The organism is Bacillus sp. LR_5, from assembly GCF_042709275.1.
On the sequence record NZ_JAVAXX010000066.1, the window covers coordinates 1 to 26,649 of the forward strand.

At 44.7% G+C, this 26,649-nt stretch carries 22 protein-coding genes and 1 riboswitch; of the genes, 7 read left to right on the top strand and 15 right to left on the bottom strand.

The window, feature by feature from the left end; all coding sequences use genetic code 11:
- Positions 1-85: 85 nt before the first annotated feature.
- Genes RAC86_RS15395 through RAC86_RS15405 form a run of 3 tightly spaced genes read right to left on the bottom strand, consistent with a single transcriptional unit; the run spans position 86 to position 2,967 of the window.
- Positions 86-895 carry an ABC transporter ATP-binding protein gene (locus RAC86_RS15395; protein ID WP_029318414.1) on the bottom strand — a complete coding sequence of 270 codons (810 nt, stop codon included), beginning with the start codon at positions 893-895 and terminating at the stop codon, positions 86-88.
- Between the two features lie 15 nt (positions 896-910).
- The gene (locus RAC86_RS15400; protein WP_003244298.1) at positions 911-1,921 is read right to left on the bottom strand and encodes a FecCD family ABC transporter permease; all 1,011 of its coding nucleotides are present in this window, start codon (positions 1,919-1,921) and stop codon (positions 911-913) included.
- Positions 1,921-2,967 carry a FecCD family ABC transporter permease gene (locus RAC86_RS15405; RefSeq protein ID WP_032722836.1) on the bottom strand — a complete coding sequence of 349 codons (1,047 nt, stop codon included), beginning with the start codon at positions 2,965-2,967 and terminating at the stop codon, positions 1,921-1,923. Before RAC86_RS15405 ends, RAC86_RS15400 begins: the two co-directional genes overlap by 1 nt.
- A gap of 206 nt (positions 2,968-3,173) precedes the next feature.
- Between RAC86_RS15405 and RAC86_RS15410 the strand changes: the two genes are divergently transcribed.
- Positions 3,174-4,121: an iron-hydroxamate ABC transporter substrate-binding protein gene (locus tag RAC86_RS15410; protein WP_377885839.1), complete on the top strand. Its 948-nt coding sequence runs from the start codon at positions 3,174-3,176 to the stop codon at positions 4,119-4,121.
- Positions 4,122-4,407: 286 nt separating this feature from the next.
- Here RAC86_RS15410 and RAC86_RS15415 read toward each other — a convergent pair whose 3' ends face one another.
- Together RAC86_RS15415 and sspJ are read right to left on the bottom strand one after the other, a co-directional pair.
- Positions 4,408-5,817: an amino acid permease gene (locus RAC86_RS15415; RefSeq protein WP_021480593.1), complete on the bottom strand. Its 1,410-nt coding sequence runs from the start codon at positions 5,815-5,817 to the stop codon at positions 4,408-4,410.
- Positions 5,818-5,920: 103 nt separating this feature from the next.
- Positions 5,921-6,100: riboswitch (Lysine riboswitch) on the bottom strand.
- A 116-nt stretch (positions 6,101-6,216) separates the two neighbouring features.
- The gene (sspJ, locus tag RAC86_RS15420) at positions 6,217-6,357 is read right to left on the bottom strand and encodes a small acid-soluble spore protein SspJ (RefSeq protein ID WP_003221612.1); all 141 of its coding nucleotides are present in this window, start codon (positions 6,355-6,357) and stop codon (positions 6,217-6,219) included.
- A 166-nt stretch (positions 6,358-6,523) separates the two neighbouring features.
- Here sspJ and RAC86_RS15425 point away from each other — a divergent pair, with 166 nt between their 5' ends.
- Together RAC86_RS15425 and RAC86_RS15430 are read left to right on the top strand one after the other, a co-directional pair.
- Positions 6,524-7,006 (top strand): metal-dependent hydrolase, encoded by a 483-nt coding sequence (locus RAC86_RS15425; RefSeq protein ID WP_003228444.1) that lies wholly within the window; start codon positions 6,524-6,526, stop codon positions 7,004-7,006.
- A 101-nt stretch (positions 7,007-7,107) separates the two neighbouring features.
- Complete coding sequence (locus RAC86_RS15430; protein WP_003228441.1) at positions 7,108-8,961, top strand: LTA synthase family protein; 1,854 nt, start codon at positions 7,108-7,110, stop codon at positions 8,959-8,961.
- Between the two features lie 28 nt (positions 8,962-8,989).
- Here RAC86_RS15430 and RAC86_RS15435 read toward each other — a convergent pair whose 3' ends face one another.
- Positions 8,990-9,916: a substrate-binding domain-containing protein gene (locus RAC86_RS15435; RefSeq protein WP_134981866.1), complete on the bottom strand. Its 927-nt coding sequence runs from the start codon at positions 9,914-9,916 to the stop codon at positions 8,990-8,992.
- A 110-nt stretch (positions 9,917-10,026) separates the two neighbouring features.
- Between RAC86_RS15435 and modA the strand changes: the two genes are divergently transcribed.
- Positions 10,027-10,809, top strand: coding sequence for a molybdate ABC transporter substrate-binding protein (gene modA, locus RAC86_RS15440; RefSeq protein WP_377885840.1), 783 nt, complete (start codon positions 10,027-10,029; stop codon positions 10,807-10,809).
- Entirely contained in the window at positions 10,781-11,473 is a 693-nt protein-coding gene (gene modB, locus RAC86_RS15445; protein ID WP_121517036.1) for a molybdate ABC transporter permease subunit, read from the top strand. The genes modA and modB overlap by 29 nt, the downstream gene beginning before the upstream one ends.
- 30 nt (positions 11,474-11,503) lie before the next feature.
- Here modB and pgoN read toward each other — a convergent pair whose 3' ends face one another.
- On the bottom strand, positions 11,504-12,334 hold the full coding sequence (pgoN, locus tag RAC86_RS15450) for a glyoxal/methylglyoxal reductase (RefSeq protein ID WP_124059096.1): 831 nt from the start codon (positions 12,332-12,334) through the stop codon (positions 11,504-11,506).
- 222 nt (positions 12,335-12,556) lie between these two features.
- Between pgoN and yvgO the strand changes: the two genes are divergently transcribed.
- The gene (yvgO, locus tag RAC86_RS15455; protein ID WP_014480858.1) at positions 12,557-13,042 is read left to right on the top strand and encodes a stress response protein YvgO; all 486 of its coding nucleotides are present in this window, start codon (positions 12,557-12,559) and stop codon (positions 13,040-13,042) included.
- A gap of 44 nt (positions 13,043-13,086) precedes the next feature.
- On the opposite strand, the gene RAC86_RS15460 is transcribed toward yvgO, so the two are convergent.
- From RAC86_RS15460 to helD, 4 genes are all read right to left on the bottom strand, one after another.
- Positions 13,087-15,099 carry a Na+/H+ antiporter gene (locus RAC86_RS15460; protein ID WP_015714699.1) on the bottom strand — a complete coding sequence of 671 codons (2,013 nt, stop codon included), beginning with the start codon at positions 15,097-15,099 and terminating at the stop codon, positions 13,087-13,089.
- Positions 15,100-15,353: 254 nt separating this feature from the next.
- On the bottom strand, positions 15,354-17,069 hold the full coding sequence (gene cysI / locus RAC86_RS15465) for an assimilatory sulfite reductase (NADPH) hemoprotein subunit (RefSeq protein WP_015714700.1): 1,716 nt from the start codon (positions 17,067-17,069) through the stop codon (positions 15,354-15,356).
- Positions 17,070-17,094: 25 nt separating this feature from the next.
- On the bottom strand, positions 17,095-18,912 hold the full coding sequence (locus RAC86_RS15470; protein ID WP_377885841.1) for an assimilatory sulfite reductase (NADPH) flavoprotein subunit: 1,818 nt from the start codon (positions 18,910-18,912) through the stop codon (positions 17,095-17,097).
- A 170-nt stretch (positions 18,913-19,082) separates the two neighbouring features.
- Positions 19,083-21,407, bottom strand: a complete 2,325-nt coding sequence (gene helD / locus RAC86_RS15475; RefSeq protein ID WP_377885842.1) for a DNA helicase IV — start codon at positions 21,405-21,407, stop codon at positions 19,083-19,085.
- A gap of 575 nt (positions 21,408-21,982) precedes the next feature.
- Between helD and RAC86_RS15480 the strand changes: the two genes are divergently transcribed.
- Positions 21,983-22,417 (top strand): hypothetical protein, encoded by a 435-nt coding sequence (locus tag RAC86_RS15480; protein WP_131228105.1) that lies wholly within the window; start codon positions 21,983-21,985, stop codon positions 22,415-22,417.
- A 109-nt stretch (positions 22,418-22,526) separates the two neighbouring features.
- On the opposite strand, the gene RAC86_RS15485 is transcribed toward RAC86_RS15480, so the two are convergent.
- From RAC86_RS15485 to RAC86_RS15500, 4 genes are all read right to left on the bottom strand, one after another.
- The gene (locus tag RAC86_RS15485; RefSeq protein ID WP_048655203.1) at positions 22,527-23,138 is read right to left on the bottom strand and encodes a trimeric intracellular cation channel family protein; all 612 of its coding nucleotides are present in this window, start codon (positions 23,136-23,138) and stop codon (positions 22,527-22,529) included.
- A gap of 186 nt (positions 23,139-23,324) precedes the next feature.
- The gene (locus tag RAC86_RS15490) at positions 23,325-23,741 is read right to left on the bottom strand and encodes a disulfide oxidoreductase (RefSeq protein ID WP_033883427.1); all 417 of its coding nucleotides are present in this window, start codon (positions 23,739-23,741) and stop codon (positions 23,325-23,327) included.
- A gap of 4 nt (positions 23,742-23,745) precedes the next feature.
- Positions 23,746-24,414 (bottom strand): disulfide bond formation protein BdbD, encoded by a 669-nt coding sequence (gene bdbD / locus RAC86_RS15495; RefSeq protein ID WP_003228414.1) that lies wholly within the window; start codon positions 24,412-24,414, stop codon positions 23,746-23,748.
- Positions 24,415-24,533: 119 nt separating this feature from the next.
- A complete protein-coding gene (locus RAC86_RS15500; protein WP_377885843.1) occupies positions 24,534-26,642 on the bottom strand; it encodes a heavy metal translocating P-type ATPase in 2,109 nt (702 codons plus the stop codon).
- Positions 26,643-26,649 lie beyond the last annotated feature (7 nt).

The window sequence follows — 26,649 nt, forward strand, 5'->3', positions numbered from 1 at the left end:
CTTTTATTGAAATGACGGAATCAAATAGAAAAATTGTATTTTCAAAGCCGAATAAAAAAAATCCCGGCTTCAAACCGGGATTTTTTCATACAGTAACTAGCTCTTTTTCACTTTTAATCAAGTCATATGTCAAGCATACAGGTTTATTTGTACGGGGATCAGTCACGATTTCGGCATCAATCTGAAATACCTGCTTCAAAATGTCTGGTGTCATGACCTCCAGAGCAGTTCCTTCCTTGATGACCGTGCCTTTTTTAAGCGCGATCATATAATGAGAAAAACGAGCTGCATGGTTAAGATCATGAATGACCATTAAAATCGTCCGCCCTTGCTCTTTGTTGAGTCTGTCAAGCAGCTGCAGAATTTCAAGCTGATGTGCAAGATCAAGATACGTTGTAGGTTCATCCAGCAGAAGCAGTTCCGTCCCTTGCGCAAGCGCCATGGCAATCCACACGCGTTGACGCTGTCCGCCTGACAATGCCTCAATCGGCCGTTCAGCATATTCAGCCATGCCTGTTTCTTCAAGCGCCCATTTGATAATCCGGCGGTCTTCGTCATTTAATCTGCCGAATCCTGATTGATGCGGAAACCTGCCGTACGACACCAATTCGTGCACTGTTAGGCCGCTCGGCGCTTCAGGTGTCTGTGGAAGAATCGCCATATCTTTTGCAATGTCCTTTGTAGACATTTTATGAATCGCTTTGCCGTTTAAATAGACGGCACCTGCATGTGAACGCATAATTCTGGACATTGTTTTTAAAATCGTTGATTTCCCGCAGCCGTTCGGGCCAATTAAGGTGGTAATTTTCCCTTTAGGAATCGATATATTTAAATCCTCTACAATCACCCTGTCGCCATAACCGATACCAAGCTGTTCCGTTGATAATGAATTCATATTCGGCCCCCTCCTCTAATTCGCTTTCATCAATAAATAAATAAAGTAAGGCGCACCTAGCACGGAAATGACAAGTCCGACCGGAATTTCTGATGGTGCCAATACATTTCTCGCCAGCGTATCAGCAAGCAAAAACAGGAATGAGCCGATGAAGGCGGAGACCGGTATCAGCGTCTGGTGACGTGGACCGGTCAGCCTTCTAGCCACATGCGGCGCGATCAATCCGAGAAACGCAATGCCCCCCGCAGCTGCCACGCATGAAGCGGCAAGAGTGACCGCTGCCAGAAGAAGAATCCGTCTTTCCTTTTCAACAGCGGTGCCCAGCCCGGTCGCCAATTGGTCTCCGAGCTGCATAATGTTCAAATAGCGTGCCTTATATAAAGTAAACAGAAGCAAGATCACAATCCAAGGGAGAATCGCCCAGATCATATTCCAGTTCGCCCCCCATATTGAGCCGGATATCCAAACCGCGGCTTGCATAAAATCATGAGGGTCCATCTTAAGCTGAAAAATCAGCAACAGGGCATTGAATCCGGCATTCACCCCTATGCCGACTAAAATCAGCCGAATCGGTGTCACGCCTTTTTTCCATGCCAGAATATAAATGAGAAACGCAGCGAGGATTGCTCCTGCCAAAGCACTGAACGGCAGCATAAATGTTCCGAAAAAGCTGAGATCTGAAGCTGACCCTTGAAAAAAGTATATAAAAAGCACTACAGCAAGTGAACCGCCGGCGTTAATTCCGAGAATACCAGGCTCGGCAAGTTCATTTTGAGACACGCTTTGCAAAATGGCTCCAGCTACGGAGATCCCTGCTCCAACAAGCAAAGAAAGGATGATCCGAGGCAGCCTGAACTCAAATAAGACAAGTTCATCACGCGCCGTTCCTTGGCCGAAAAAGACCTGAAGCGTTTTAAGCGGTGCAATTTTGATAACGCCCAAATTGAGACTGATAAAAAAGACCACCACGATAAGCAAAAAGGTCACAGCCATTACAATAAGCGGTTTGTTTGTTTTTGTTTTCATTACAGCCCTCTCCTTTCACGACGTGCCAAATAAAAGAAAAAGGGAACGCCGATCAGAGAAGTCAGCGCGCCGACAGGCGTTTCAAAGGGCGCATTTACGAGTCTGGCCGCTATGTCAGCAAAAACAAGCAAAACAGCACCGAGCACCGCCGAGCAAGGAATGATCCACCGATAATCCACACCGACCAAAAAACGGGTAATATGCGGAATGATCAGCCCGATAAATGCAATGGTGCCGGCAATGGAAACCGCAGCTCCGGTCAGAATTACTACAATAAGCATGCCAACCAGTTTCACCGCTGATGTATATTGTCCAAGCCCTTTTGCCAGATCGTCACCGAGACTTAACACTGTAACAGACCGGGCGATGAAAAACGCGAGCGTTAAACCGACAGCCCCTGCAATAAGCAAAAGCTGGACCCCTGACCATTTCACACCCGCTACCCCGCCTGCGTACCAAAAGCTGATATCCTGAGCGACATCAAAGCGTATTGCAATGGCAGTTGAAATGCCGGTAAAGAAATAAGTAACTGCCGTACCCGCCAGAGCAAGCTTTACAGGCGTAAGTCCGCCCCTTGAAAACATGCCGATGCCCATTACCGTCGATGCCCCCAGCCCCGCTCCCGCAAAGGACCATAGCACAAGCCCCATTGCAGAAAGTCCGGGAAAAAAGGCAAACGCAATCGAAACCGCAAACGCAGAGCCTGATGTCACACCCATAATCGAAGGCTCTGCCAAAGGGTTTCTCGTCATCCCCTGCATGATTGCTCCCGACACTGCCAACAATGCGCCTACAAGCGCGGCAGCCGCCGTTCTCGGCAGTCGAAGATCATGTATAATTTGGTGAGATGTCTTTGTCGGCTGATAATGAAAAATGGCGTCCCATACAGTGCGCAAATGAATATCCGCTGCACCGAGGGATATGGATAAAAATGCGCCAAGGCAAAGCAGGCATAGACCTGCAATAAGGACGATAATCGCGCCATATGTCCTTGACGTCCATTGGATTTTTTCTGATGCAGTCCGTATATTTTTATGTTGACTCAACTGCCGTACTTCCTTTCTGTTACTGATAATGATTATCAATTGCTGTTTCAGTATATCACTTTTTTCAGCTGATTTAATAGAGTGTTTTGAACAAAAATGAAAATGCATTTGCAAAAATATCGTGTCAACCGGCACTTGCAGTGGTATAATCACAGATGATAATGATTCTCTTTTTCATCTATTTTTTTAGAAAGAAGGTATGAGATATGACCCATATATACAAGAAACTCGGAGCCGCGTTTTTTGCCCTGTTATTGATTGCAGCGCTGGCAGCCTGCGGGAATAACTCAGAAAGCAAAGGTTCTGCCTCTGATTCAAAAGGCGCAGAAACCTTTACATACAAGGCTGAAAACGGAAATGTAAAAATCCCGAAGCATCCTAAACGGGTGGTTGTCATGGCAGACGGCTATTACGGCTACTTCAAAACACTCGGCATCAACGTTGTCGGTGCGCCTGAGAATGTATTTAAAAACCCTTACTACAAAGGAAAAACCGACGGCGTTGAAAACATCGGAGACGGCACTTCGGTTGAAAAGGTAATTGATTTGAACCCTGACCTGATTATCGTCTGGACAACACAGGGCGCTGATATTAAAAAGCTTGAAAAAATTGCGCCAACTGTCGCAGTAAAATACGATAAGCTCGACAACATTGAACAACTGAAAGAATTTGCAAAAATGACGGGAACTGAAGATAAAGCTGAAAAATGGCTGGCCAAGTGGGATAAAAAAGTTGCGGCCGCTAAAACAAAAATCAAAAAAGCGGTCGGTGACAAAACCATTTCCATTATGCAAACGAACGGAAAAGACATTTACGTATTCGGTAAAGACTTTGGAAGAGGCGGAAGCATCATTTACAAAGACCTCGGCCTGCAGGCTACAAAGCTGACAAAAGAAAAAGCCATTGACCAGGGGCCAGGTTATACAAGTATTTCATTAGAGAAGCTCCCTGATTTCGCCGGAGATTACATTTTCGCGGGCCCATGGCAATCAGGCGGTGATGATGGCGGCGTTTTTGAAAGCTCCATTTGGAAGAACCTGAATGCCGTTAAAAATGGCCATGTATACAAGATGGATCCGATTGGCTTCTATTTCACAGACCCGATTTCATTAGAAGGACAACTGAAGTATATTACGGAAAGCTTGACTAAATAAACAAAAGAGCCGCCTGCCCGCGGCTCTTTTGCTTATTTATAAGGAACGGCTCAATTTGAATCATATCGGATATTTTCTTTGAGCCATTCATATTAAGCTGCATCCTCAACACGATCAGTTTTTTTATGCTGGAGAGACTGAAAAACGTTTTTTGCATATTCGATTGTGCCTTAAGGTTTTTCTTTCGATTTCAGCTTTCCTGTCAGCTAGGTTAACGAACGGATTCCTAACAGGAGAAATTGTGATTTTATAAAAAAGACACCTGAGCAAATCAGGTGTCTTTTCATTATGCTTGTTTTTCTTTCTGGAACTTTTTACTCACAAATGGATAAACGATCAAGCCGACAAAGAATAAACCGATGCCGAGGATAAATGTCGTTAAATCTGCTGTGCCTGTTACGATAACAAACACGGAGTATGCACACGCCAGTATCGCGATCAATCCGTCTCTTACACGGGAGCCTTTCAGCTGGTCATACGTTTCACCTTTGATGACTACCTTCAAGCTGTAGATTGCAGATACCAGATACGGAATTAAATATGCAAGTGTAGCCGCTGTCGTTAAAAATGTAAATGCGTCACTTATTGTCCGGGAAATAACCGAGAAAATGAAGACCTGTGACATGACGTTTGTAATAATAAGTGCAATGACCGGACTTCCCTTTTTATTCGTTTTTGCAAAAAATGCCGGGAAATCTCCTGCTTTAGCGGCTTGGTATGGCACCTCAGAGCCAAGCAAAATCCAGCCGAGCATCGTTCCGAATAAACAAAGGATAGCCAAAAGCGCCATAATCACGCTTCCCGCGTTTCCAACAATCGCATAGAGTACATCAACAAATGGTTTTTCAGAGCCGACAAGCTTATCATGCGGCAGAACACCCATCGTAATTAAAGTCACAATAATATATATGCTCAAGGCAATCAGCAAGCCGGTAATTGTCGCACGTTTCACATCACGCTGAGAGCGCGCACGGCCGGACAGGATCACCGCGGATTCAATTCCGACAAACGCCCACAGTGTAGAAATCGCGGCGTTATGAACCTGGCCGCCAATTCCAATGCTTGTGCCGTTTTCTCCTTGAACCGGGAAATAAAAATGACCGAATAATGTCGTTTGAAACACAAATAAACCGGCAACGATAAAGAAGACAAAACCTAATACTTTAGAAAGCGTTGTGACAAAGTTTAATTTACTTGCGCCGTTAATGCTGGCAACAAGAATCGCGTGCGTTCCCCATAACAAGATCGTACATACGGCAAACGTCAGTAATTGGCCGAGTGTCACCTCTTGCCCGCCGATCGAAAACATCTCACGTTTATCAACCAAGATCGGGAAGAACGAAGTCAAGTAACCGGCGAGACTTGTGATGATCGCCACGTTACTGATCCAGCTCGCCACCCAGTAGCCCCACACCATTGTGAAACCGGCAGCGTTGCCTTTTTTCGGGTCAGAAAACAGCGCTCTTGCATAACTTTGCGGTCCCGCTGTCAGTTCAGGCTTGCGAATGGACAAGTGTCCGAACACAAGTGCAATCATCAGCACGCCGGCACCTGTCAAAAGCCAGGCGGACGTAGCTCCAAACGGACTCGCAATTGAAGCAAGCGAGCTCGGCAAGGAGAAAATTCCTGATCCAACCATATTTCCAACGACAAACGCCGTTAATAACCAAAAACCCCATTTTTTTGTCTGTTCCATTCCAGTACCTCCATGATTCTTTGTACGGACCAGACCCCGAGATCATATAAACGCAAAAAAAGCCTGAACAAAAGTCCATGCTTAAAGAAACACACACCCTTGATCTCCGGATAGCCCTCCGCGAAAAAGCACGCGGCAGTCCTGCACTTATTCAGATACAGTCCCAGCATAGAGAAGGATCGGCTTTCTCCACACTTCGGCGCTGATGCCTTTTACACATGTTTAACAGCTCCTGTCAGCCTGGCATGTGTGACTTATCATCCGCGCAACCTCTACCTCACTGAGAAAGAGTGAGGATTTAATTATTCAGTTACTCCCAGAAGGTTATCAAAGAAAGGATGATCTGTCAAAGGGAACAGATGGAAAATACGGATAGAGCCAAGCCCTATCCGCATGTGATTATCGATTATTTTTCTTTTTTTGCACAGCTTCTTGAAGCGGATCATCTTTTAGAGCTGAACCAGCATCTTCAAGAGCTCCTTGGATTACGTTTTTTTCTTTTTCGGAACGTTTTCCTTTATCTTTATTAAAGAAACCCATTCGTATCACCTCTTTTAAAAAATAGGTACATGTTTAAGATGCCTCTTTCCTGAAAAATTATGCGGGATATTTTTTATCGTCCAAAGTCCTGTTGATCAAACATACATTCTCTTGATATATTTGTAATTCAGAGATTTTTTGCAAAAGATAAAAGGAGAAGCGGCAAATGACAGGAAAAACACACATCATGGGAGGCATCGCTTCTTGTACGGCAGCGGCTTATTATTATGGATTTGATCCAGTGCTTATGGCTGCGTCAGGCGCGGTTGGAGCATTAATACCCGATATCTGCCACACACAAAGCAAAATCGGGAGAAAATTTCCTATTTTATCGAAAGTGGTCAGCTCCGTTTTTGGCCATCGTACATTTACACACAGCTTGCTGTTTATGCTCATCATGTTTTTTATCACTTCTACATACATTCCAGATAAAAACATATCAGCCGGCCTGATGATCGGAATGGCGAGCCACTTGATTCTTGACGCTTGGACGGTGAACGGAATCAAATTATTATTCCCTTCAACGATCCGCGTTCGGCTTCCATTATATATGAAGACAGGCAGTTTTTCTGAGCAGCTCGTGCTAGCCGGCCTGACCCTTGCTTCATGTTACTACTTTTATATGCTGTTTCATGGGCGCATGTTTTAAACACATGAGTGCTGAGACTTGTCTGAACCGGCTGTTTTTAGTAGGTTTTACTTAAGAAGCATTTCATGCAGATGATCAAGAAAACGTGAGGAGTCATATTGATGAAAGGAACCTTTTTTCACAATCAGCGGTTTTTATGTTTTTCGATCTTATTTATGTGGATCAAAACGTATGTGATATATAAACTCGGCTTTGATTTGCAAATCGATACTCTGTTGGAGGAGCTAATGCTGCTGGTCAACCCGCTCAGCTTTATTCTTCCTTTATTCGGTATCGGCCTGCTTCTAAAAGAAAACAAGCAGCGGGCCTTTTTGCTGATTGCCAATTTGGTTCTGACTGTTATCTTGATCTCTAATACGATTTTTTACGGCTTTTATATCGATTTTATTACCATTCCGGTTTTATTTCAGGCCAGCAACATGAGCGATATGGGCAGCAGTGTAAAAGAACTGTTCCATCCTCTGTTTATCGCCCTGTTTGTGGATTTGGTTTTTCTGCTGCTGTTCGCCAGAAAAACCAAACACCCACAGACAAAAGCCGCTCCCCGCACGATCAAACGGTACTATGCAGCTTCCTGCGGCATGCTTTTATGCACGCTGGCACTTGCAGAAGTACAGCAGCCGAAGCTTTTGGCACATTCTTTTGACCGAGAAATGCTAGTCAAAAGCATCGGCCTGTTTCAGTTCCATATTTACGATACAATTTCTCAGACTGTTAATATCAGCGCGAAAGCTTTTGCCGATGAAGACAGTATAACTGCCATTAAAAACTACACAGAGGCTGATTACAGCAAGCCTGATCAAAGCAAATTCGGTCTTGCAAAGGGGCGCAATGTCATCTTTGTAACACTTGAATCGACCCAAAGCTTTGTTCTGAATGAAAAAGTAAATGGAAAAGAAATTACCCCATTTATGAATGATCTCATTAAAAAAAGCTATTCCTTTGATCATTTCTATCAGCAAACAGAACAAGGAAAAACATCAGATTCAGAATTTATCGTCGCTAACTCACTGTATCCTTCCCTTAGCGGCGCCGTCTTTTTCACGAAAAGCGACCATCAATTTCATACGATGTATAAATCGCTGAAGCAGCACGATTATTATTCAGCCGTCTTTCATGCTAACCATAAAACATTTTGGAACAGAGATGTCATGTACGATACATTTGGCATTGACCGCTTTTTTGATGTTGATGATTTTCATGTCACTCCCGGGACATCGACAAGCTGGGGCTTAAAAGACAAAGAATTTTTAGAGCAGTCCGCCGAAAAGCTGAAAAGCCTGCCGCAGCCGTTCTACAGCAGTTTTATCACGTTAACGAATCATTTTCCGTTTGAGATTGATGAAAAGGATCAGCTGATAGATGAATTCGATTCAAGCAGTGATCTGTTAAACCGCTATGTGACCACGGTTCGCTATGAGGATGAGGCATTAAAGCATTTTATCAAAAAACTGAAGGACGAAGGCTTATACGAAAATTCGATGATCGTATTTATGGGAGATCATTACGGCATTTCTGAAGCCCATAACGAGGCAATGGCTGAGTTTTTAGGGAAAGATGAAATCACACCGTATGACAACGTTCAGCTCCAGCGGGTGCCGTTTATCATACATATCCCGGGAATCACCGATCAACAGCCGGAAACCATCTCTGATGCCGGGGGGCAGGTCGACGTCAGGCCGACACTGATGCATTTACTCGGCGTTGAGACAAAAGGCGATATCCAATTCGGCAATGATTTGCTGTCCAGCGACCGCACCCCATTCGCCGTTCTGCGAAACGGCAGCTTTATTACGAACGATTATATATACACAAAGAACACGTGCTATAGCCAAAAAACAGGTGAAGTGCTGGAAAATCAGGATGCGTGCCTCCCTTATAAGGAGAAAGCAAACGAAGAACTGTCTCTCTCTGATAAAATTTTAAATGGTGACCTGCTCAGGTTTTCCGAATGAAAAAAATCCCTCTATCAAGAGGGATTTTTTACGTTTCCAACATCACCTTGCCAGTCAGCTTCGTTTCATAGCCGTTTAAATGAGACAAATTCGCCTTGTATTCCTCAGAATTCAAAATCTCCTTCACGGCCTTCAGCAGCTGCTCATGTTTTTTCAAAACGACAATATCATATTGTTCGTCGATGAGCGGGATAAAATCAACACTGCCCATATGTGCCGCGTGCTGCGCCCCGATTCCCGCGTCAGCCTGTCCGCTTGAAACTTGTGAAGCGACAGCGTAATGATCAGTCACGATATCGCCATATCCCACTACATCAGCCGGATTCACACCAAGCAAGCCAAGCTGTTCATCAAGGAGCACCCTTGCGCCAGAACCCTTTTCCCTGTTGATGATCCGGATATCGGCTCTTTTCAAGTCTTTCCAGCCTTGAATGTTTTTCGGATTCCCTTTTTGCACATACAGTCCTGCTTTGCGGAGAACGACATTGATGAGACAAAACGGTTCACCTGTCAAAATCCGTTTTACATAAGGAGCGTTATACTGGCCCGTTTCAGCATCGTACAAATGGAGGCTGACAATGTCACACTTGCCTTGATACATATCAATCAGGCTGTTTAAGCTTCCTTTGTATTTACGGAGCGGCGTCTCCTGAATGGCATTCTCCAAATGCTTGCTGAGAAGATCCATCGAAATGTCCTGTCCGCTGATCATGACATTCGGTCTGCCGTCCGGCTCAGCCTCCTGCACCTGTTTCGGCGCTTCTGTTGCAGCGATGGGCTGAGACATTCTCATATTCGTTTTATATTGCTTTAAATCTTCTTCATCCACACGCATCTGCCTTCCGACACGATAAGCAGGCAGCACGCCTTTTTTAATCAAATCATAAACGGTCAGCTTTGATACCTTCAGCAGACCTGCAACTTCTTCTATCGTATAGGAAGAGGTTTCATTCATCATCATCACTCTCCTATTTTATTATACCTTTTCGCCGAATGTAAAAAAACCCACATAAACCAAACATAATCAGTTATAATTAGTTATATCTAATGATAAGGGGTGCAATCATGTTTAAGAAGTATTCTATTTTCATCGCAGCCTTAACCGCTTTTCTGCTTGCAGCAGGCTGTTCTTCAAACCAGTCTTCAACGGACAGCGAGAAAAAAGTAACGTTAACCATCTCAGCTGCCGCCAGCGCGCAGGATGCACTTGAGGAAATCCAAAAAAATTATGAAAAAGAGCATCAAAATATTACCATCCAAGATAACTATGGCTCATCCGGCGCCTTGCAAAAACAGATTTCTCAAGGAGCAGGAGCAGATCTGTTCTTCTCAGCTGCTGAGGATAAATTTAAAAAGCTGGTGGATGATGGAGATATCACAAAAAAAGACAGCACTGATTTAGTCGGTAATGAAATTGTGCTGGTTGTACCAAAAAACGGAGATTCACCTGTGACAAGCTTCAGCAATCTGGCTGAATCAGAAAAAATCGCCCTTGGCACTCCGGAATCCGTACCGGCAGGAGCTTATGGGAAAGAATCACTGACAAAGCTGTCTTTATGGGACAAAGTGAAGGATAAAATTGTGTATGGAAAAGACGTTCGCCAAGTTCTTTCTTATGTTGAAACCGGCAATGTAGACGCAGGTATTGTTTATAAAACAGATGCCCTGGTCTCGAAAAAGGTCAACATTATTGACAAGGCAAAAGCAGATACACACAGCCCAATTGTCTATCCGTTAGGAATCGTAAAAGATACAAAACACCGTAAGGAAGCGAAGGAATTTTACGAATACCTGCAATCTGATGAAGCAATGAAAGTATTTGAGAAATATGGCTTTACTGCCGAGTAGCATAAGCGCTTCAGAATTTTTCACACCCGTTGCGCTTTCCTTTCAGGTGGCGGCAGTTGCCGGAATTGTTGTCATTATTCTCGGAACACTTGCTGGAGCATGGATGTCACGGGCATCATTTTTCGGAAAAACGGCACTCGAAACATGTTTTATGCTTCCGCTCGTTCTTCCGCCTACTGTTGTCGGTTTTATTTTGATCGTCATTTTCGGAAAGCACAGCTTCATCGGACAAGCCATCGAGTGGATTTTCCAGCAGCCTGTCATTTTCACCTGGTGGGCCGCTGTGATCGCCTCGGCTGTTGTAGCCTTTCCGCTTATGTATCAATCAGCCAAAACCGGATTTGCTGATATTGATCCCGATATACAAGGTGCGGCAATGGTAGACGGCGCTAGCAGATGGAAAGTGTTTATCCATATCTCCGTCCCGCTTGCCTATCCTTCGTTACTGACCGGAAGCATCCTCAGCCTTGCACGGGCGCTCGGAGAATTTGGCGCAACACTCATGTTTGCAGGAAACATCCCCGGTGTTACGCAAACACTGCCGACGGCGATATATGTCGCATTGGATTCCGGCAACAATACCCTTGCTTGGGCGTGGGTCGTCTGTATTGTTGTCATTTCCTTTTTGATGCTGTTTTTCATTCAACAGAAAAAAACGCACTAAAAAAACTCCCCATAACGGGGAGTTTTTTGATTAAAACAGAAGCTCATCAGGATTTGGGCCGACACGCTCATCTTTGTTTAATGCGTCAATTTTGTCCATGTCTTCTTGAGACAATTCGAAATCAAAAATATCAGCGTTTTCGATGATACGGTGTTCTTTAATGGATTTTGGAATGGTTACAACTCCATGCTGCAGATCCCAGCGCAAAATCACTTGAGCCACAGATTTATTGTGTTTTTCAGCAATCTGTGTCAGCACTTCGTTATCCAAAAGCTGTCCCTGCATGAGCGGAGACCACGCTTCCAGCTGAATGCCTTGCGCTTTGCAGTAATCTCTTAATTCTTTTTGCGTCAAGCGAGGGTGAAACTCAACTTGGTTCACCATCGGTTTGATTTCAGCATCTTTCAACAGCTCTTCTAAATGATGAACTTGGAAGTTGCTGACGCCGATCGCGCGGATTTTGCCGTCTTTGTACAGCTTTTCAAGCGCGCGCCATGTATCTTTATATTTATCTTTGCCAGGCCAGTGGATCAAATATAAATCTAAGTAATCAAGCTGCAATCTTTCCAGACTCTTTTCAAAGGCAGCAAGCGTTGTTTCGTAGCCTTGATCTTCATTCCACACTTTTGATGTGATGAAGAGCTCTTCTCTTGCCACACCGGATTCTTTAATCCCGATGCCAACGCCTTCTTCATTTTTGTAGATCGCTGCTGTATCAATGCTGCGATAGCCATTTTTAATTGCCGCTTTCACTGATTCAGTCACTTCATTACCATTTTCTACTTTAAAAACACCCAGACCGAACCAAGGCATTTCAACTCCGTTATGTAACTTTACAGTATCTTTTAAACTTGTTGGCACTTGAACATCCACCCTTTCACTGAAATGTAAGCGTCTATATTATCTCACATTCCTCTCAGCCGATACCAATAATACGCTTAAGACCCTCTTTTTGCTTCTTTTTTCACAGCACAGGCAAATTCAAACACTATTTTTTTCCTATTTTAACAATATTGAGATTACAAATACATTGAGCAGGGTATGCGTGTAGTGTAACCAAATGAAAACAAAGGAGGAAACAACTTGAAACGTATTCGTATCCCAATGACACTTGCTCTTGGTGCCGCTTTGACAATTGCCCCTTTGTCCTTTGCTTCCGCTGAAGAAAATCCTGCTCCGAAGATGTCGCAGACAACTGCTGCTGGAACAACTGCCGCTGATGTAGGTTTAAACGTCAATCTGGATGTACTTGGAATTGCCAACCAGATCGCTGATGCCATCAAATCCGCACAGAACAGGGATGGGTTTGTGAAAAACCTCATGGAGTCTTCCTTCTACGCATCCGGCCAAAAATATAATGTCATGGTCTTTAATTTAAGCCAGGAATATGAAGATCATTTGAACGGTGTGCAATTTTACGGCTCAGCCGTTTACGACGGCATTACGTATGGCATTTGGGTATTTGAAGATGGAACCTTTACAAACAAAGGCGATGGCGGCTGGATCAACTGGGCCTTCAGAGGCTGGTTCGACCGGGATGGCAGCACTGTCGCATTTCATCGCCCTTAATATAGAAAAAAGCTGGCGCTCTAACGCCAGCTTTTTTGCTGCATTTATTCGCCGCCTTCAAGCATGGCGGCTTCGACATCATTAATGTATTGGCGAAGCTCATGGGAGATGTCCCGGGAAATTTCCCTCTCTTCGAAGAGCGTTTGAATTTCATTTCTGATCGCCTGCACAGCCTTCAGCTTCACTTCCAGCTTCTGATTTTCAAAATGGGCACTTGATTTTAACTCATGATGGCTGTGCTCCAGCCTGAAAATTAACTGCTTATAGAATGTAATGACAGATAAAAACACTTCTTTATGCTCTTCCGTCTTATGTTTTTCCAGATATTCTATCGCTGCTTTTGCCGTTTTCACTCTTGTTGCCCGTATCAATCCCGCTTCATTTAAAATCGACATCTCCGGCTTTTTATGTTCACCGAAGAAAATCCAATACATCAGCCTCTTGAGCCTTGTTTTTGATAATCCGACTTTAAACGGGTTCGCATACAAAATTTCCAACTCGTTAAATCGTTCTTGCAGCACATTTGCTGTTTCTTCCGGGATGTCTCCCCGCTCCAGCATTTTCATCAGCGCCTCTTGCTCAGCCTTAACCCCCTGCGCACGGACTTTTCGCTCGTGCTTCTTAATGCGATTAGATGATGTATACTGCTGAAAACGAAGATTTTTCATTTTCTCATTGTATTCAGCTATCACCGCAAGAGAGGCCGTTTTGTTTGTCTCATTCATGTCCTCTTTAATCGTTTGAAGGGCTGTTTTGATCAACTTGCGTCTCGCCGTCAGCAGCTTCTTATTTCGTTCCTCGTCCTCTTCTTCTTTTTCAGTCAGAATTGGCAGCACAACGGTGGCAATGACAAGCGTGCATAAAATGACGCCGGCTGCTAAAAAGAGAATCAGATTTCTTTCCGGAAACGGCGTACCGTCCTCCAGGAAATACGGAATGGAAAAAGAACCTGCAAGCGTTACTGCTCCACGCACACCGGAAATCGAAATTAACAGCGTCGAACGAAGACCCGGTTTATAGATGTTCTGATCTTTATTAAAGAACCATTTGCCGTTCCAGAAGAACAGCACCCACAGGAATCTGAGGAGCATTAACGTAAATGTGATGACTAGGATATAGCCGATCACCTTCATGTTGCTGATGGCAGTGTCGTTAAAGATAACAGAAATCACATCAGGGATTTGCGTGCCGAGAATAACGAAGACCAGGCCGTTCAAAATAAATAAAATAATGTTCCACGTACTTGAGGAGACGATTTGCAGCTTGATCATCGTAGATTCCAGACGATCCTGTTCAACCGCATGGGTAATACCGCCAGCCACAACAGCTAAAATGCCGGAAACGCCGATTTCTTCAGCTGCCAAATAAATCACAAACGGCGTCAGAATTTGAATCAGCATATGCATCGTGACATCCTGCATGCCAAGGCGGCGCAGAAATAGGCGAAAACGAATAATCAAAAATGAAATGACAACCCCGCACAGCAAGCCTCCGAGAGAAATAAAGACAAAGCTGACAGCCGCTTGTGCTAATGAAAATGCACCAGTCACTGCCGCTGCAATCGCAAACTTAAAGGCCACCAGACCTGATGCATCATTCATCAGCCCCTCACCTTCCAGCAGGCGAAGAATCCCTTTTGGCATTTTCACTCTTCCTGATAATGCGCTGACAGCGACGACATCAGTCGGTGAAAGAATGGCCGCAAGTCCAAAGGCCGCTGCCAGCGGAATAGCAGGAATCATCCAGTGAATCGTGTAGCCGCCTACAATCACAGTCGCAAATACAAGGCCGAGTGCAAGCAATAAAATCGGAGCCCTTAAATTCCAAAGCTCTGCCCGCGGTGTCCTCTTTCCATCATTAAATAGCAGAGGCGCGATAAACAGAACAAAAAACAATTCGGTGTTTAATTCAAAATGAAGTCCCTGTGGAAATGAGGCGGCAAGAATCCCAAGAGCCACTTGAATCAGCGGCACCGGAATAAACGGAATAAACCGGTTCACGATATTAGAAATCGCAATAATCGTTAATAATACGAGCACAACTAAAAATATGTCCAAATGCATGACCTCCTTCGTCTGTTGTGTGTCGGCATGATGAGCCAAAAAATCTGTTTGTCTAAAAGCCCTTGAGCTAGGGTGGCCTTGCATCCGCTATGTGGTTTCGCAGGAGTTCTCTCCACACTTGTCTTCTTTTATAGTACCCTTTTTAGGGTATTTTTTCTCATGATATGCTCACAGTGAACTTTTTTGCAGCAGAGCAAATTACAGAAAAAAGAGACAGGAAGCTACTCCCTGTCTCTCGTCTTTCTTTCTCAATCATGAAAATTCGTACCGTCAGTTGTTGCTTTGATAATGCCCGCGCGGATGACAAAGTCACCGAAATGCTCGCCTTCCTCACGTTCTTTCGCATAGCGGGAAAGAAGGATGCGCAGCTCGCTTAAAATGTCTGCTTCACCGATGTTTTCACGGTACATTTTGCTTAAACGGCTTCCGTCAAACGCAGCGCCAAGATACATATTATATTTGCCCGGCGCCTTTCCGATAAATCCGATCTCACCGAGTGCATGACGTGCACAGCCGTTCGGACACCCTGTCATGCGAATCGTGATTTCCTGATCACGAAGGCCGTTTTCGTCAATAATCTCTTCAATCTTATCTAACAGGGTCGGCAAATAACGTTCTGCTTCGGCCATTGCCAATCCGCAGGTCGGAAGAGCGACGCATGCCATCGAGCTGCGGCGAAGTGCTGAATAGTGCTTGCCGTCAGTTAGTCCGTACTGTTCAATTAAAGCACTGATTTCTTCTTTTTTATCGCTTGAAACGTTCGCAATCATTAAGTTCTGATTGGCTGTCAGCCGGAACTCACCTGTATGAACTTTGGCGATTTCCCGCAAGCCAGTCATCAGCTTATAATCATCGTAATCCGTTATACGGCCGCCTTCGACAAACAGCGTGAAATGCCATTTATCCTTGATGCCTTCCACCCAGCCGTAGCGGTCGCCGTTATGATCGAAATGATACGGCTTCGCTTCTTCCAGGCTCCAGCCGAGACGGTTTTCCAATTCTTCTTTTACGTTTTCTAAACCGAGGCGGTCAACTGTGTATTTGAACCGCGCATTTTTACGGACAGAACGGTTGCCGTAATCACGCTGAATCGTAATCGTTTTTTCAGCAACGTCATACATTTGCTCAGGCCGGCAGAATCCGATCACCTTGGCTAATTGCGGATATGTCGCAGTATCGCCATGCGTCATTCCCATACCGCCGCCGATTGCCACGTTAAAACCGATCAGCTTGCCATCCTCGACAATCGCAATGAATCCCAGATCTTGTGAAAAGACGTCAATATCATTAGACGGCGGAACAGCAATACCGATTTTAAACTTCCGCGGCAGATAGAGCGGTCCGTACATTGGCTCGACTTCTTCCTCCGGCGTGCCGGCAACTCTTTCCTCATCAAGCCAAATTTCATGATATGCTCTCGTCCGCGGCAGCAGATCATCACTTAATTTTTTAGACCACTCGTATACCTCTGAGTGGATTTCAGATTGATAAGGGTTTGATGCACACATGACGTTACGGTTTACGTCTCCGCAGGCTGCGATCGTATCCAAAAGTGCTGAGTGGATCGTCTGAATGGTTTTCTTCATGTTCCATTTCAGAATCCCGTGCATTTGGAACGTTTCACGTGTCGTCAATTTTAATGTGCCGTTCCCGTATTTCTGGGACAGGTCATCCATGACAAGCCATTGTTCAGGCGTTGAGACGCCCCCTGGCATACGCACGCGCAGCATGAACTGATATGCGGGCTCAAGTTTCTGCTTTTGGCGTTCATTTCGGAGGTCCCGATCATCCTGCAAATAACTGCCGTGGTGTTTCATCAGGCGGTTATCATCATCCGGAATTCCGGCACTGATTCGATCGAGCATCACTTCTTTCAGCGTGCCGCGCAAATAATCACTTTCTTTTTTAATGCGTTCAACATCACTTGGAGAGCCGTCCGGTGCTTTTAGAATTTTGGTCACCATGTTGAAAAACTCCTTTCAAGTCAAATCAATATACATCACGCTGATAGCGTTTTTGCTGCTGCATATCGGCAAGATAAGCCTCCGCTTCTTCGCGGCTCATATTGCCTTCTTTTTCGATAATTTCAAGCAATGTTTGATGGACGTCATGCGCCATATGCTTTTCATCTCCGCAAATATAAACAGCCGCTCCTTCTTGAAGCCATTCAAACAATTCTGCGCTATGTTCAAGCATGCGGTGCTGCACATATACTTTTTCTTCCGTATCACGTGAGAACGCCACATCCATTTTTGTCAGCACACCGTCTTTGAGCCAATTCTGCCACTCTGTCTGGTAAAGGAAATCCGTGACAAAGTGCTGATCGCCAAAGAACATCCATGCCTTTCCTTCCGCTCCCGTCTCCTCACGCTCCTGCATAAACGAACGGAAAGGTGCGACGCCTGTCCCAGGGCCCACCATGATAATCGGTGTTTCAGGGTCTTTCGGAAGCTTAAAGTTTTGATTGTGCTGTACATAAACCGGCAGTGTGTCTCCCGGCTGCAGACGTTCCGCGCACAAAATCGAGCAGACGCCTTTTCGTTCACGGCCGTGCGCATCGTAGCGGACTGCGCCGATTGTTAAATGCACTTCATCCGGATTTGCGGATAAACTGCTTGCAATCGAATAAAGGCGGGCAGGCATTTTTCGCAAAATCGAGACAAACTCCTGCGCAGATACACTAAATGGGCCATAGTCACGGACGAGATCAAGCAAATCGCGCCCTTCAATATAGGCTTTTACATTCTCCTCATTTCCCGGGGCTAAAAGCTCTCTAAGCTCATCGTTCCCTGTCAGCTGGGCTGCCTGTTCAAGAAGCGGTTTTGTGAGAACGGTAATCTCATAGTGAGAAATCAGCGCTTCTTTCAGCGGTCGGACATCACCTTGCTTATTAAGCGTCACAATTTCTTCCGGGTCCCAATTCATTTCCTTAAGGAGCAGCTCGACAAGTTCCGGATCGTTTTCCGGATAGACGCCGAGGCTGTCACCAGGCTCGTAAGTCAGGCCAGATCCTTCAAGAGACAGCTCCACATGGCGTGTTTCTTTATTTGATCCTCTGCCGTTTAAATTTAAATTTTCTAACACTTCAGCCCGAAACGGGTTTGTTCTGGAATACGAAGACTCACCGGTTTGTGACGCAGCCGCCGGCGCAGGCGCGGCGCTTCCGCCCCCAGCTTCATTTAATCCTTTCAATACACCCTCAAGCCATTCGGCTGCCGGTTCATCATAGTCAAGATCGCAATCAACGCGCGGAGAAATCCGTTTTCCGCCGAGTTCTTCTAAGCGCTGATCAAATTCTTTCCCTGTCTGGCAGAAAAATTCGTACGAACTGTCACCAAGCGCCAAAACGGAAAAGCGCAGATCTTCAAGCTTAGGCGCCCGTCTTCCGTGCAGAAATTCATGAAACGAAAGAGCGTTATCAGGCGGCTCGCCTTCACCATGCGTACTGACGACGATTAAAAGATTTTTTACTTTCTTCAGCTGATTCGGCTTAAAATCGCTCATGGATGAGACGGTCACTTGAAAACCGCTCTGTTCAAGCTGCTTGCCGGCATTTTCTGCAAGCCCCTGTGCGTTTCCCGTCTGTGAACCATAAAGAACGGTCACTTCTTTTGAAACGGCTGGTGCCGGTGCTTCCGCAGACACAGCTGCCGCCGGCGCACCCGCAGTTTCTTGGGCGGAAACAGATTGCGCGGATAAGTATCCGCTCAGCCAGATTTTCTGGGATTCGGTCAAGGTCGGCAGAAGGCGGTTAAGGAGCTCTGCCTGCTCCTGATTAAACGGACTGTTCATTACCTGAAGTTGCAACGTATCCACCTCACAAAGTTATAAACTGATCGAAAATTGCATCTAATTGAACTTTACCGGAATACTAGGCTTAAGTAAAATATATTTACATGATGATAACTATTAAGAATCCTAATGATAAAACGGCTATGCTTCATGTAAATAGAAAAAAGAGAAGGACTCCCTTCTCTTCATTCAGCAATCTGATATAAGTGAGGCGGCACAGCGGTTACAAACGGACTGGCTTCACCTGTATAAAATACCGCCAGCATGTGCATCGCACGGGTGCACGCAGTATATAAAAGCCTGCGGTCGTGCTCTGTATGATAGTGTTCTTCAGATGCATCATAGACAAGCACTGCGTCAAATTCAATTCCCTTTGCTAAATACACCGGAATCACGCAAACACCCTTTTGGAATGGTTGATTTTCTTTATGAATCAGGCGAACATCTGTATATTCACTCATGTGGGCGTGCGCCTGTATGCATTGCTGCGCAGTCTTGCAGATGACGGCTATTGTTTCGTGCCCTTTTTTCTTGAGCCGGCCAATTTCTTGCGCGAGCTTTTGGCAAAGGCTCTCATGTCCTTCAGTTTTGACAACGAGCGGCATTTCCCCGCTTCTATTAAACGGCTCAATATCCGCTCCATCTTGAAGCATCGCTTTGGTAAACTCGACAATCTGCCTTGTTGATCTGTATGTTCTCTTTAAACGAACATACTCAGCAGGCTCATCCTCAAAGCACGCATCCATACGCTGATCCCCGTTTATGGTATGCGCGTAGATGGACTGATTGATATCACCGAGCACTGTCATGCTGGCAGCCGGAAAAATGCTTCTCATGTAAGCCATCTGAAACGGTGAATAGTCCTGGGCTTCGTCAATAAATAGATGTTTGATCTTCGTATTTTTCTTTCTGCCCTCAATCAGATCCTGCATATAAAGAAACGGTGCCGCGTCCTCATAGAGCAATTTATTATCCGTAAATGCCGAACGGGTCAGTTCACCTATCGCGGCCATCTTCTCATCCTGAAATTTTCCTCCCCAGCCAGAAAACAATTGCAAATAAAGTTGTGTAACATCAAGAAATGCAAGGAGTCTGACCGCCTGTTTGAGCGGTTTGAAAGCTTTTTTCACAATGATGGCGGCAAGCAGCTGCTGCTCTCTTTGATAATCGTTAAACGTACTCTCGCTGAACCGTTTCCTTTCCTGCAGTTTTTTGTACACGTCCAAGTAGTCCTCTTTGTCAAGCAGCTCAGCTTCATGAACAACCCAATCCTTTCGCCGTTCCTTTTTCTCAAGCTTGTTAAGCTCACTCAGCAGCCACTTCGCGGTTTGCTCCATCCGATTCGGAATGGAGTGATTTTGATCTAATGAGTAAAAATAGGATTGAATTTGCTCCTTTGTGATCAGCTTTTGTCCGCGTAATATAATATTTTTAAAAATCATCCCTTCAGAGGAAAGCCGTGTGACGTATTCATTAATGAATTGCTGAAAGGATAAACCCGCCTTCCATGTGATTCCTGCAAGCCTTGTTGGAAAATCGCCTTCCTTAGTTTCGGTCAGGCAATATTCGAGCTGATCAAAGGCGCTTTCACATTTAAACTTGCGGCCAAGACGATGCTCGATATATTCCTGAAACGTCGCCTGCTCCATATTCTCTTCTCCTAACTCAGGCAAAACAGAGGATACATAGCTGTTAAATAAGAAGTTGGGAGAAAACAAAACGATTTGTCCGGCATCAATGACGCCGCGGTGCCTGTATAACAAATAAGCGACACGCTGAAGCGCAGCCGATGTTTTCCCGCTGCCAGCCGCTCCCTGCACGATCAGGATCTTGCTTTTTTCATTACGGATAATCTGATTTTGTTCTTTCTGAATCGTAGACACGATGTTTTTCATTTGGGTATCGGAGTGATGGCTTAATACCTCTTGCAGCATTTCATCACCAATCGTCATATCGGTATTAAACATCGCTTTGAGAGTGCCGTTTTTGATCATAAACTGGCGTTTCAGCACCATTTCCCCTTCTATCGTTTCACCGGGCACCTCGTACTCCGCTTTTCCTGGGGAATAATTGTAGTACAAACTTGATATCGGCGCCCTCCAGTCATAAATCAGAAAGTGTTCCTCCTTCTCATCCAAACAGGAAGCTAAACCGATATAAATTCGCTCTGCCTGCTCCTCGCCGTTTTCAATAAAATCAATCCGGCCGAAATAAGGCGATTTTTTAAATTGATGAATTCGTTTGAGCTGCTGATCCATGCGCCGATGATTGTGTTCCCGATCAGACAGCAGCTCTGCCTGCTGCTTAATGCTTGCCATCGTTTCAATCGCTTCATGGGCATCATCAAAATTAACCTTAACATCCTCCCAAAAGCTTTTTCTTAATCCGATGATATCATGCTTCAACCCGCCCGCAGACGTTTCCAGAAACCGCTCTTTTTTTTCGAGCTCCTTCAGCACCTCATCTATTCTCGACTGCTCTTCCTTCCATTCCTTATCCTGCTGATTCATGAACGGCACCTCCAGAAAATAGTTGACAAACATAGATGAAATACTGTAAAATATAATTGGATACATATATTAAATATATGATGAAAACTGGCAAATACAATTTATCTTAGCACATTCACCCAATATCAATCAAGGTTTGGGTTATTTATATGCAGAAAAAACCGATTTCAACTCGAAATCGGTTTTTTCTCTTATGATTTCACATTGATCACTGTTGGACGTGCTTTTCTTAGGTTGCGAATCTTCTCTTTCATCAGTATCGATTCCTTATTCCATTCAATCCTCGATATAATATATCTTTTTCATTTTAAAAACACCGCAGAGCTTTACCGTGTTTGTCTGTTCATCTAACGTGAAGAATGACTAAACTTGTTATTGTCATCTTCCATAAAGCGACTACATCCTTGCTATCGTATCTATAGTCGCAGTAAAATAGTCATTTTTCATCCAATTTCGACATATTTCAACAAATTAAAGTTTTTCATTTGGGAGAATAGGACGATGTTACATTATTTCTCTCGGTTTATGATATGAACATGAAGAAAGAACCAGAATTAGTTAGGAGGAAATACTCAGTGAAGAAAAAGCTATCTATGATGTTGCTGGCATTCGTCGTAGCCGTAACAAGTTTTACGTCAATTGACATAGTAAACAACAAAGCGGAAGCTAAAGATTGGGTTAAAAAAGGTCAAATATGGAGTACTCATTACCATTCGGGCTCATTTAAAAACTATACTTACTCGCCAACATTTCAGATTTATTATCCAGGACGAGGAACTTGGGCCAACATGACAGCAAACGGATCAGGCAGCGGGAAAATTACAGCAACTCTGCAACAAAAGACAAATAAAGGCTGGAAAAATGTTAAAACTTTTTATGCAACGAAAAAAGGCTCTACAAATTTAAGTTACAAACAAGCTTCTAAAAGCTACAAAACAAAATACAGATTCAAATTCACTAACACAGGAACTAAAAAAACCATCAGCTATACCTTTTGGGCTACCTATTAATTTTCAATAGCTTTGCTCTGCGCGGTCAGCATTCGAAAAGGACTTTTTATTTGATCCCGGCAGGCTACCATAAAAGAAACCTCTCCATGACGGAGAGGTTTCTTTTATTTTACTGACTATCTAAGCGAAAAGAACGGTTTGGCAGCTTCCAATTAAACATATAGGAACAAACCCGGCAAACAACGAGCACGAAAAACAGAACGTATAAGCCGAACGAGTTCCCCATCCAGCCCAAGCCGACGATTAAACCGCCGAGAGCCGCCCAGACTGCATAAATTTCTGCCTTCAGCACAAGCGGTTTGCGCCCGGCAAGAAGGTCGCGGATGATCCCGCCCCCGCTTCCCGTCAGCACCGCAGCCACGATCACGGCACTAAGCGGATGGCCCATTTTGACAGCATACAGTGCGCCTTGGATAGCAAAGGCAGCGAGGCCGATCGCATCTGATAAATTGCCCCACTTATTCCAATGCTTCAGCAACAGCTTCGGAAACAGAAACACAATTGTAATAGATAAAAGCGCGATTTGAAAGTACGCTCCCTGCTCCCATAGCGCTGAAACCGGAACACCGATCAGTAAATTACGGATCGCTCCTCCTCCAAAAGCTGTGACAATCCCTAATATATAAACTCCTAAAATATCATATTCCTCTTCCATCGCAACAATTGCGCCGCTGACTGCAAACGCAATGATGCCAATCACACTGAGCAGCTCCCAAGCCATTCTGATGACTCCCTTTTATGTTTGTTAAATTTTCTGACGACCTCTAGATTTTATAATCGCTCAAGCGTAAAATCAATAACATTTTTATGAGAAAAAAAGATAAATTTAGAGGGAATACGGCTATTGCTGATGGACATGAGTTTGCGAAATTAAAAAAGCGTCCGGCATACGCGGGCGCTTTTTTTGTTATTCAGATTTTTCGCCTTTCAGCAGGCACATAAAAATGATAATCAGGATAAAAGCAATCAGGGCCAAGAATGGAATCGTAATAAAACCAAACCAGTTAATATATTGGCCCGAGCACGGCACGCCGCTGACACATGGCTTAATGCCGCTAAAGCCGGGCACTTTTTGCTCTAAGTAATGCATGATCGAAATGAATGCCCCTATCATCGCCATCGGGAGCACATATTTTTTCACTCGTGTGTCCCCTTGAAAGGTGGCGATGCCTAAAATCAGGACGAGCGGATACATGAGGATACGCTGGTACCAGCACAGTTCACATGGAATAAACTTTCTGATTTCACTGAAATACAGGCTGCCCAGCATAGCGATAAGAGCCACAACCCAGGAAGCATATAAAAATACGATTCTATTTTTCATATCGTTACTTCCCTTTCAGCTCTTTTTCTATTGTCTCTTTGATTTCATCATAATCCGCAAAATTTTTGATCACTTTATCATTGACGTAAATCGTCGGTGTTGCCTGTATGTTCATTTTTTGATTAAGGTCAGAATCCTTTTCCACTTGAGAAGCGAATGTTTCCTTATCAAGATTTTCCTTGAGCGTCTCAGGTTTTATCTTTGTGGTGCTTTTTGCAAGATCACCAAGGAGGCCTGGGGTTACCCATTCCTGTTCCGTATCCGGCTGTTTTTCGAACAGCTTTTCATGGAAATCCCAGAAAGAGTCAGGGTCTTCCTTCCATACTTCTTCAGATGCAAGAGCCGCTAATCTTGAACCTTTTCCATGGAACATGACGTTCACGAAAGAAAATTTCACATCGCCCTTATCAATAAAGTCTTTTTGTATTTTTGGAAAGATGTCACTGTTAAACACCTTGCAAGACGGACATTTGTAATCTCCGAATTCTACTACAGTTACCGGTGCATCGTCCTTGCCAAGCACAGGCTGCCCTTTGATAGACGGCTGTCCGGACACCGCATCATTGCCTTGTTCCGTTTTGTTATTAATGATGACAATGGCTGCTAGCAATACAACAACCACAACCGTAAGGATGACCGCGAATTTCGCAGAAGACTGCTGTTTCTTTTTCACTCCGACACCTCATCGTTTTAAAATTAAAAAAGAAGCGGATCGCAATTGACCCACTTCTTTATTTTAACAAGACAAGCGCTGATAAGAAAACCCCGAAAAAATGAATTCTCTCCGACAATTTATTTGTTTTTGAGACGCATGACGCGCATGGCGTTCGCCACAGCAAGCAGTGTAACGCCGACATCTGAGAAAACCGCTTCCCACATGGTCGCAATTCCAAATGCACCAAGAATGAGAAAGATCGCTTTCACACCTAAAGCAAAGCCGATGTTTTGCCACACGATACGCCGTGTCCGTTTCGCAATCCGAATCGCTTCCGCTATTTTTGACGGCTGATCTGTCATCAGCACGATGTCTGCGGCTTCTACTGCGGCGTCTGAGCCAAGGCCTCCCATCGCGATCCCTATATCTGCGCGGGCAAGCACCGGCGTATCATTGATGCCGTCACCGACAAAAATGAGTTTTTCATTAGGTGAAAGCTTAGCTTCCAATGCTTCGACCTGCGCGACTTTATCTTGCGGCAGCAGCTCTGCATATACCTCACCAATCCCAAGCTGTTTTCCGACGGCTTCTCCCGTTTGTTTCGAATCACCCGTCAGCATAGCTGTCTGTTTGATCCCAAGCGACTTCAGATCAGCAACCGCCTGTGCTGCGTCTTCCTTTATCTCATCCGCTATGATGATTGCTCCGGCATAGCGTTGATCAACAGCAACGTGTACGATTGTTCCAGCATTTTCATCCGGGACATCCTCAATTTGTTCTCTTTCCATGAGCTTTTTATTCCCGGCAAGGATCTCAGTTCCATTTACCTTTGCAAAAATGCCGTGACCGGGGATTTCTTCGTATGACTCTATCTCATCGGAGGAAAGCATTTTCCCGTAAGCTTTACGCACAGATTCAGCAATCGGATGCTGTGAATGAAGCTCAGCGTATGCCGCCGCTTCAAGTAATCTATCCTTTGTAAAACCTTCCGCAGGTTTGATTTCTGTCACTTCAAAGCTGCCTTTTGTTAGTGTTCCCGTTTTATCAAACACCGCGTATTTGACTTGATTCAAGGCTTCTAAATAATTGCTTCCCTTTACAAGCACTCCGGCCTTTGAGGCCGCTCCGATTCCGCCGAAGAAACCGAGCGGAATAGAGACAACAAGCGCACAAGGACAAGAAATCACTAAAAAGATAAGCGCGCGGTACACCCAATCGGAAAGCGCGGCGCCAGAAAGAACAAGCGGCGGAACAAAGGCCAGCAATACCGCAATGATCACAACAGCAGGTGTATAATACTTGGCAAACTTCGTGATAAAGTTTTCTGTCCGGGCTTTACGGCTGCTCGCATTCTGAACCAAGTCTAATATTTTTGATACTGCTGATTCCTGATAGCCCTTTGTGACTTCAATATGCAGAACGCCGTTTTGATTGATAAAGCCTGACATTACATCTTGTCCTTCCGCAGCTTTTCTCGGAACGGACTCACCTGTCAACGCAGATGTATCAACCATCGCTGACCCTTGCACGACCTTACCGTCCAAGGGTATGCTTTCTCCCGGATTAACCACAATGATGTCTCCTGTCTGAACGTCCTCCGGGGAAACCTGTTCGATGCCGTTCTTTGTTTTGAGATTGGCGTAATCAGGCCGTATGTCCATTAACGCACTAATTGATTTTCTGGAACGGCTGACCGCGGCTCCTTGAAAAAGCTCACCGATTTGATAAAACAGCATTACGGCGACCCCCTCAGGGTATTGCTGAATCAGAAAAGCGCCGATTGTGGCAAGAGCCATTAAGAAATGCTCATCAAACACCTGACCGCGGATGATGTTTTTGACTGCGCGGATGACAATGTCACCGCCGATGATCAAATAAGCACCGAGGAAAAGGAAAAATTCAATGGTTCCCGAATGAACCAAATATGCCGCTGCGCCGAGAATGACAGCCGCCGCCATTCTGATCAGCATATTGACCATTCGATTACGATAGCCATCATCAGCTGATTTCTTTTTATGCTTTTGGCGAACCGTTACATGCGGATCAATTGATTTCACTTTTTTCTCTACTTTATTCGTGACCCATTGCTCTTCTTTCCCATCGGCTGAGACAGTTAAGGTGCTTGCCGCAAAATTTACCGCGCATCCGTCAATGCCTTTTATGCCTTTGACTCCATTTTCGATTTTTCGGGCACAATTGCTGCAATCCAAACCGTCCAGAACGTATTCCTGTTTCACTAGTCTCACCTTACCT

Excerpts from the sequence above, each read along its gene's own strand:
- RAC86_RS15435 (WP_134981866.1), bottom strand. The coding sequence starts at position 9,916 with ATGAATGAAACCTCTTCCTATACGATAGAAGAAGTTGCAGGTCTGCTG.
- RAC86_RS15425 (WP_003228444.1), top strand. The coding sequence starts at position 6,524 with ATGACAGGAAAAACACACATCATGGGAGGCATCGCTTCTTGTACGGCA.
- RAC86_RS15490 (WP_033883427.1), bottom strand. The coding sequence starts at position 23,741 with ATGAAAAATAGAATCGTATTTTTATATGCTTCCTGGGTTGTGGCTCTT.
- modA (WP_377885840.1), top strand. The coding sequence starts at position 10,027 with ATGTTTAAGAAGTATTCTATTTTCATCGCAGCCTTAACCGCTTTTCTG.
- RAC86_RS15410 (WP_377885839.1), top strand. The coding sequence starts at position 3,174 with ATGACCCATATATACAAGAAACTCGGAGCCGCGTTTTTTGCCCTGTTA.
- helD (WP_377885842.1), bottom strand. The coding sequence starts at position 21,407 with ATGAATCAGCAGGATAAGGAATGGAAGGAAGAGCAGTCGAGAATAGAT.
- RAC86_RS15485 (WP_048655203.1), bottom strand. The coding sequence starts at position 23,138 with ATGGCTTGGGAGCTGCTCAGTGTGATTGGCATCATTGCGTTTGCAGTC.
- RAC86_RS15415 (WP_021480593.1), bottom strand. The coding sequence starts at position 5,817 with ATGGAACAGACAAAAAAATGGGGTTTTTGGTTATTAACGGCGTTTGTC.
- sspJ (WP_003221612.1), bottom strand. The coding sequence starts at position 6,357 with ATGGGTTTCTTTAATAAAGATAAAGGAAAACGTTCCGAAAAAGAAAAA.
- cysI (WP_015714700.1), bottom strand. The coding sequence starts at position 17,069 with ATGGTGACCAAAATTCTAAAAGCACCGGACGGCTCTCCAAGTGATGTT.
- RAC86_RS15395 (WP_029318414.1), bottom strand. The coding sequence starts at position 895 with ATGAATTCATTATCAACGGAACAGCTTGGTATCGGTTATGGCGACAGG.
- RAC86_RS15400 (WP_003244298.1), bottom strand. The coding sequence starts at position 1,921 with ATGAAAACAAAAACAAACAAACCGCTTATTGTAATGGCTGTGACCTTT.
- RAC86_RS15430 (WP_003228441.1), top strand. The coding sequence starts at position 7,108 with ATGAAAGGAACCTTTTTTCACAATCAGCGGTTTTTATGTTTTTCGATC.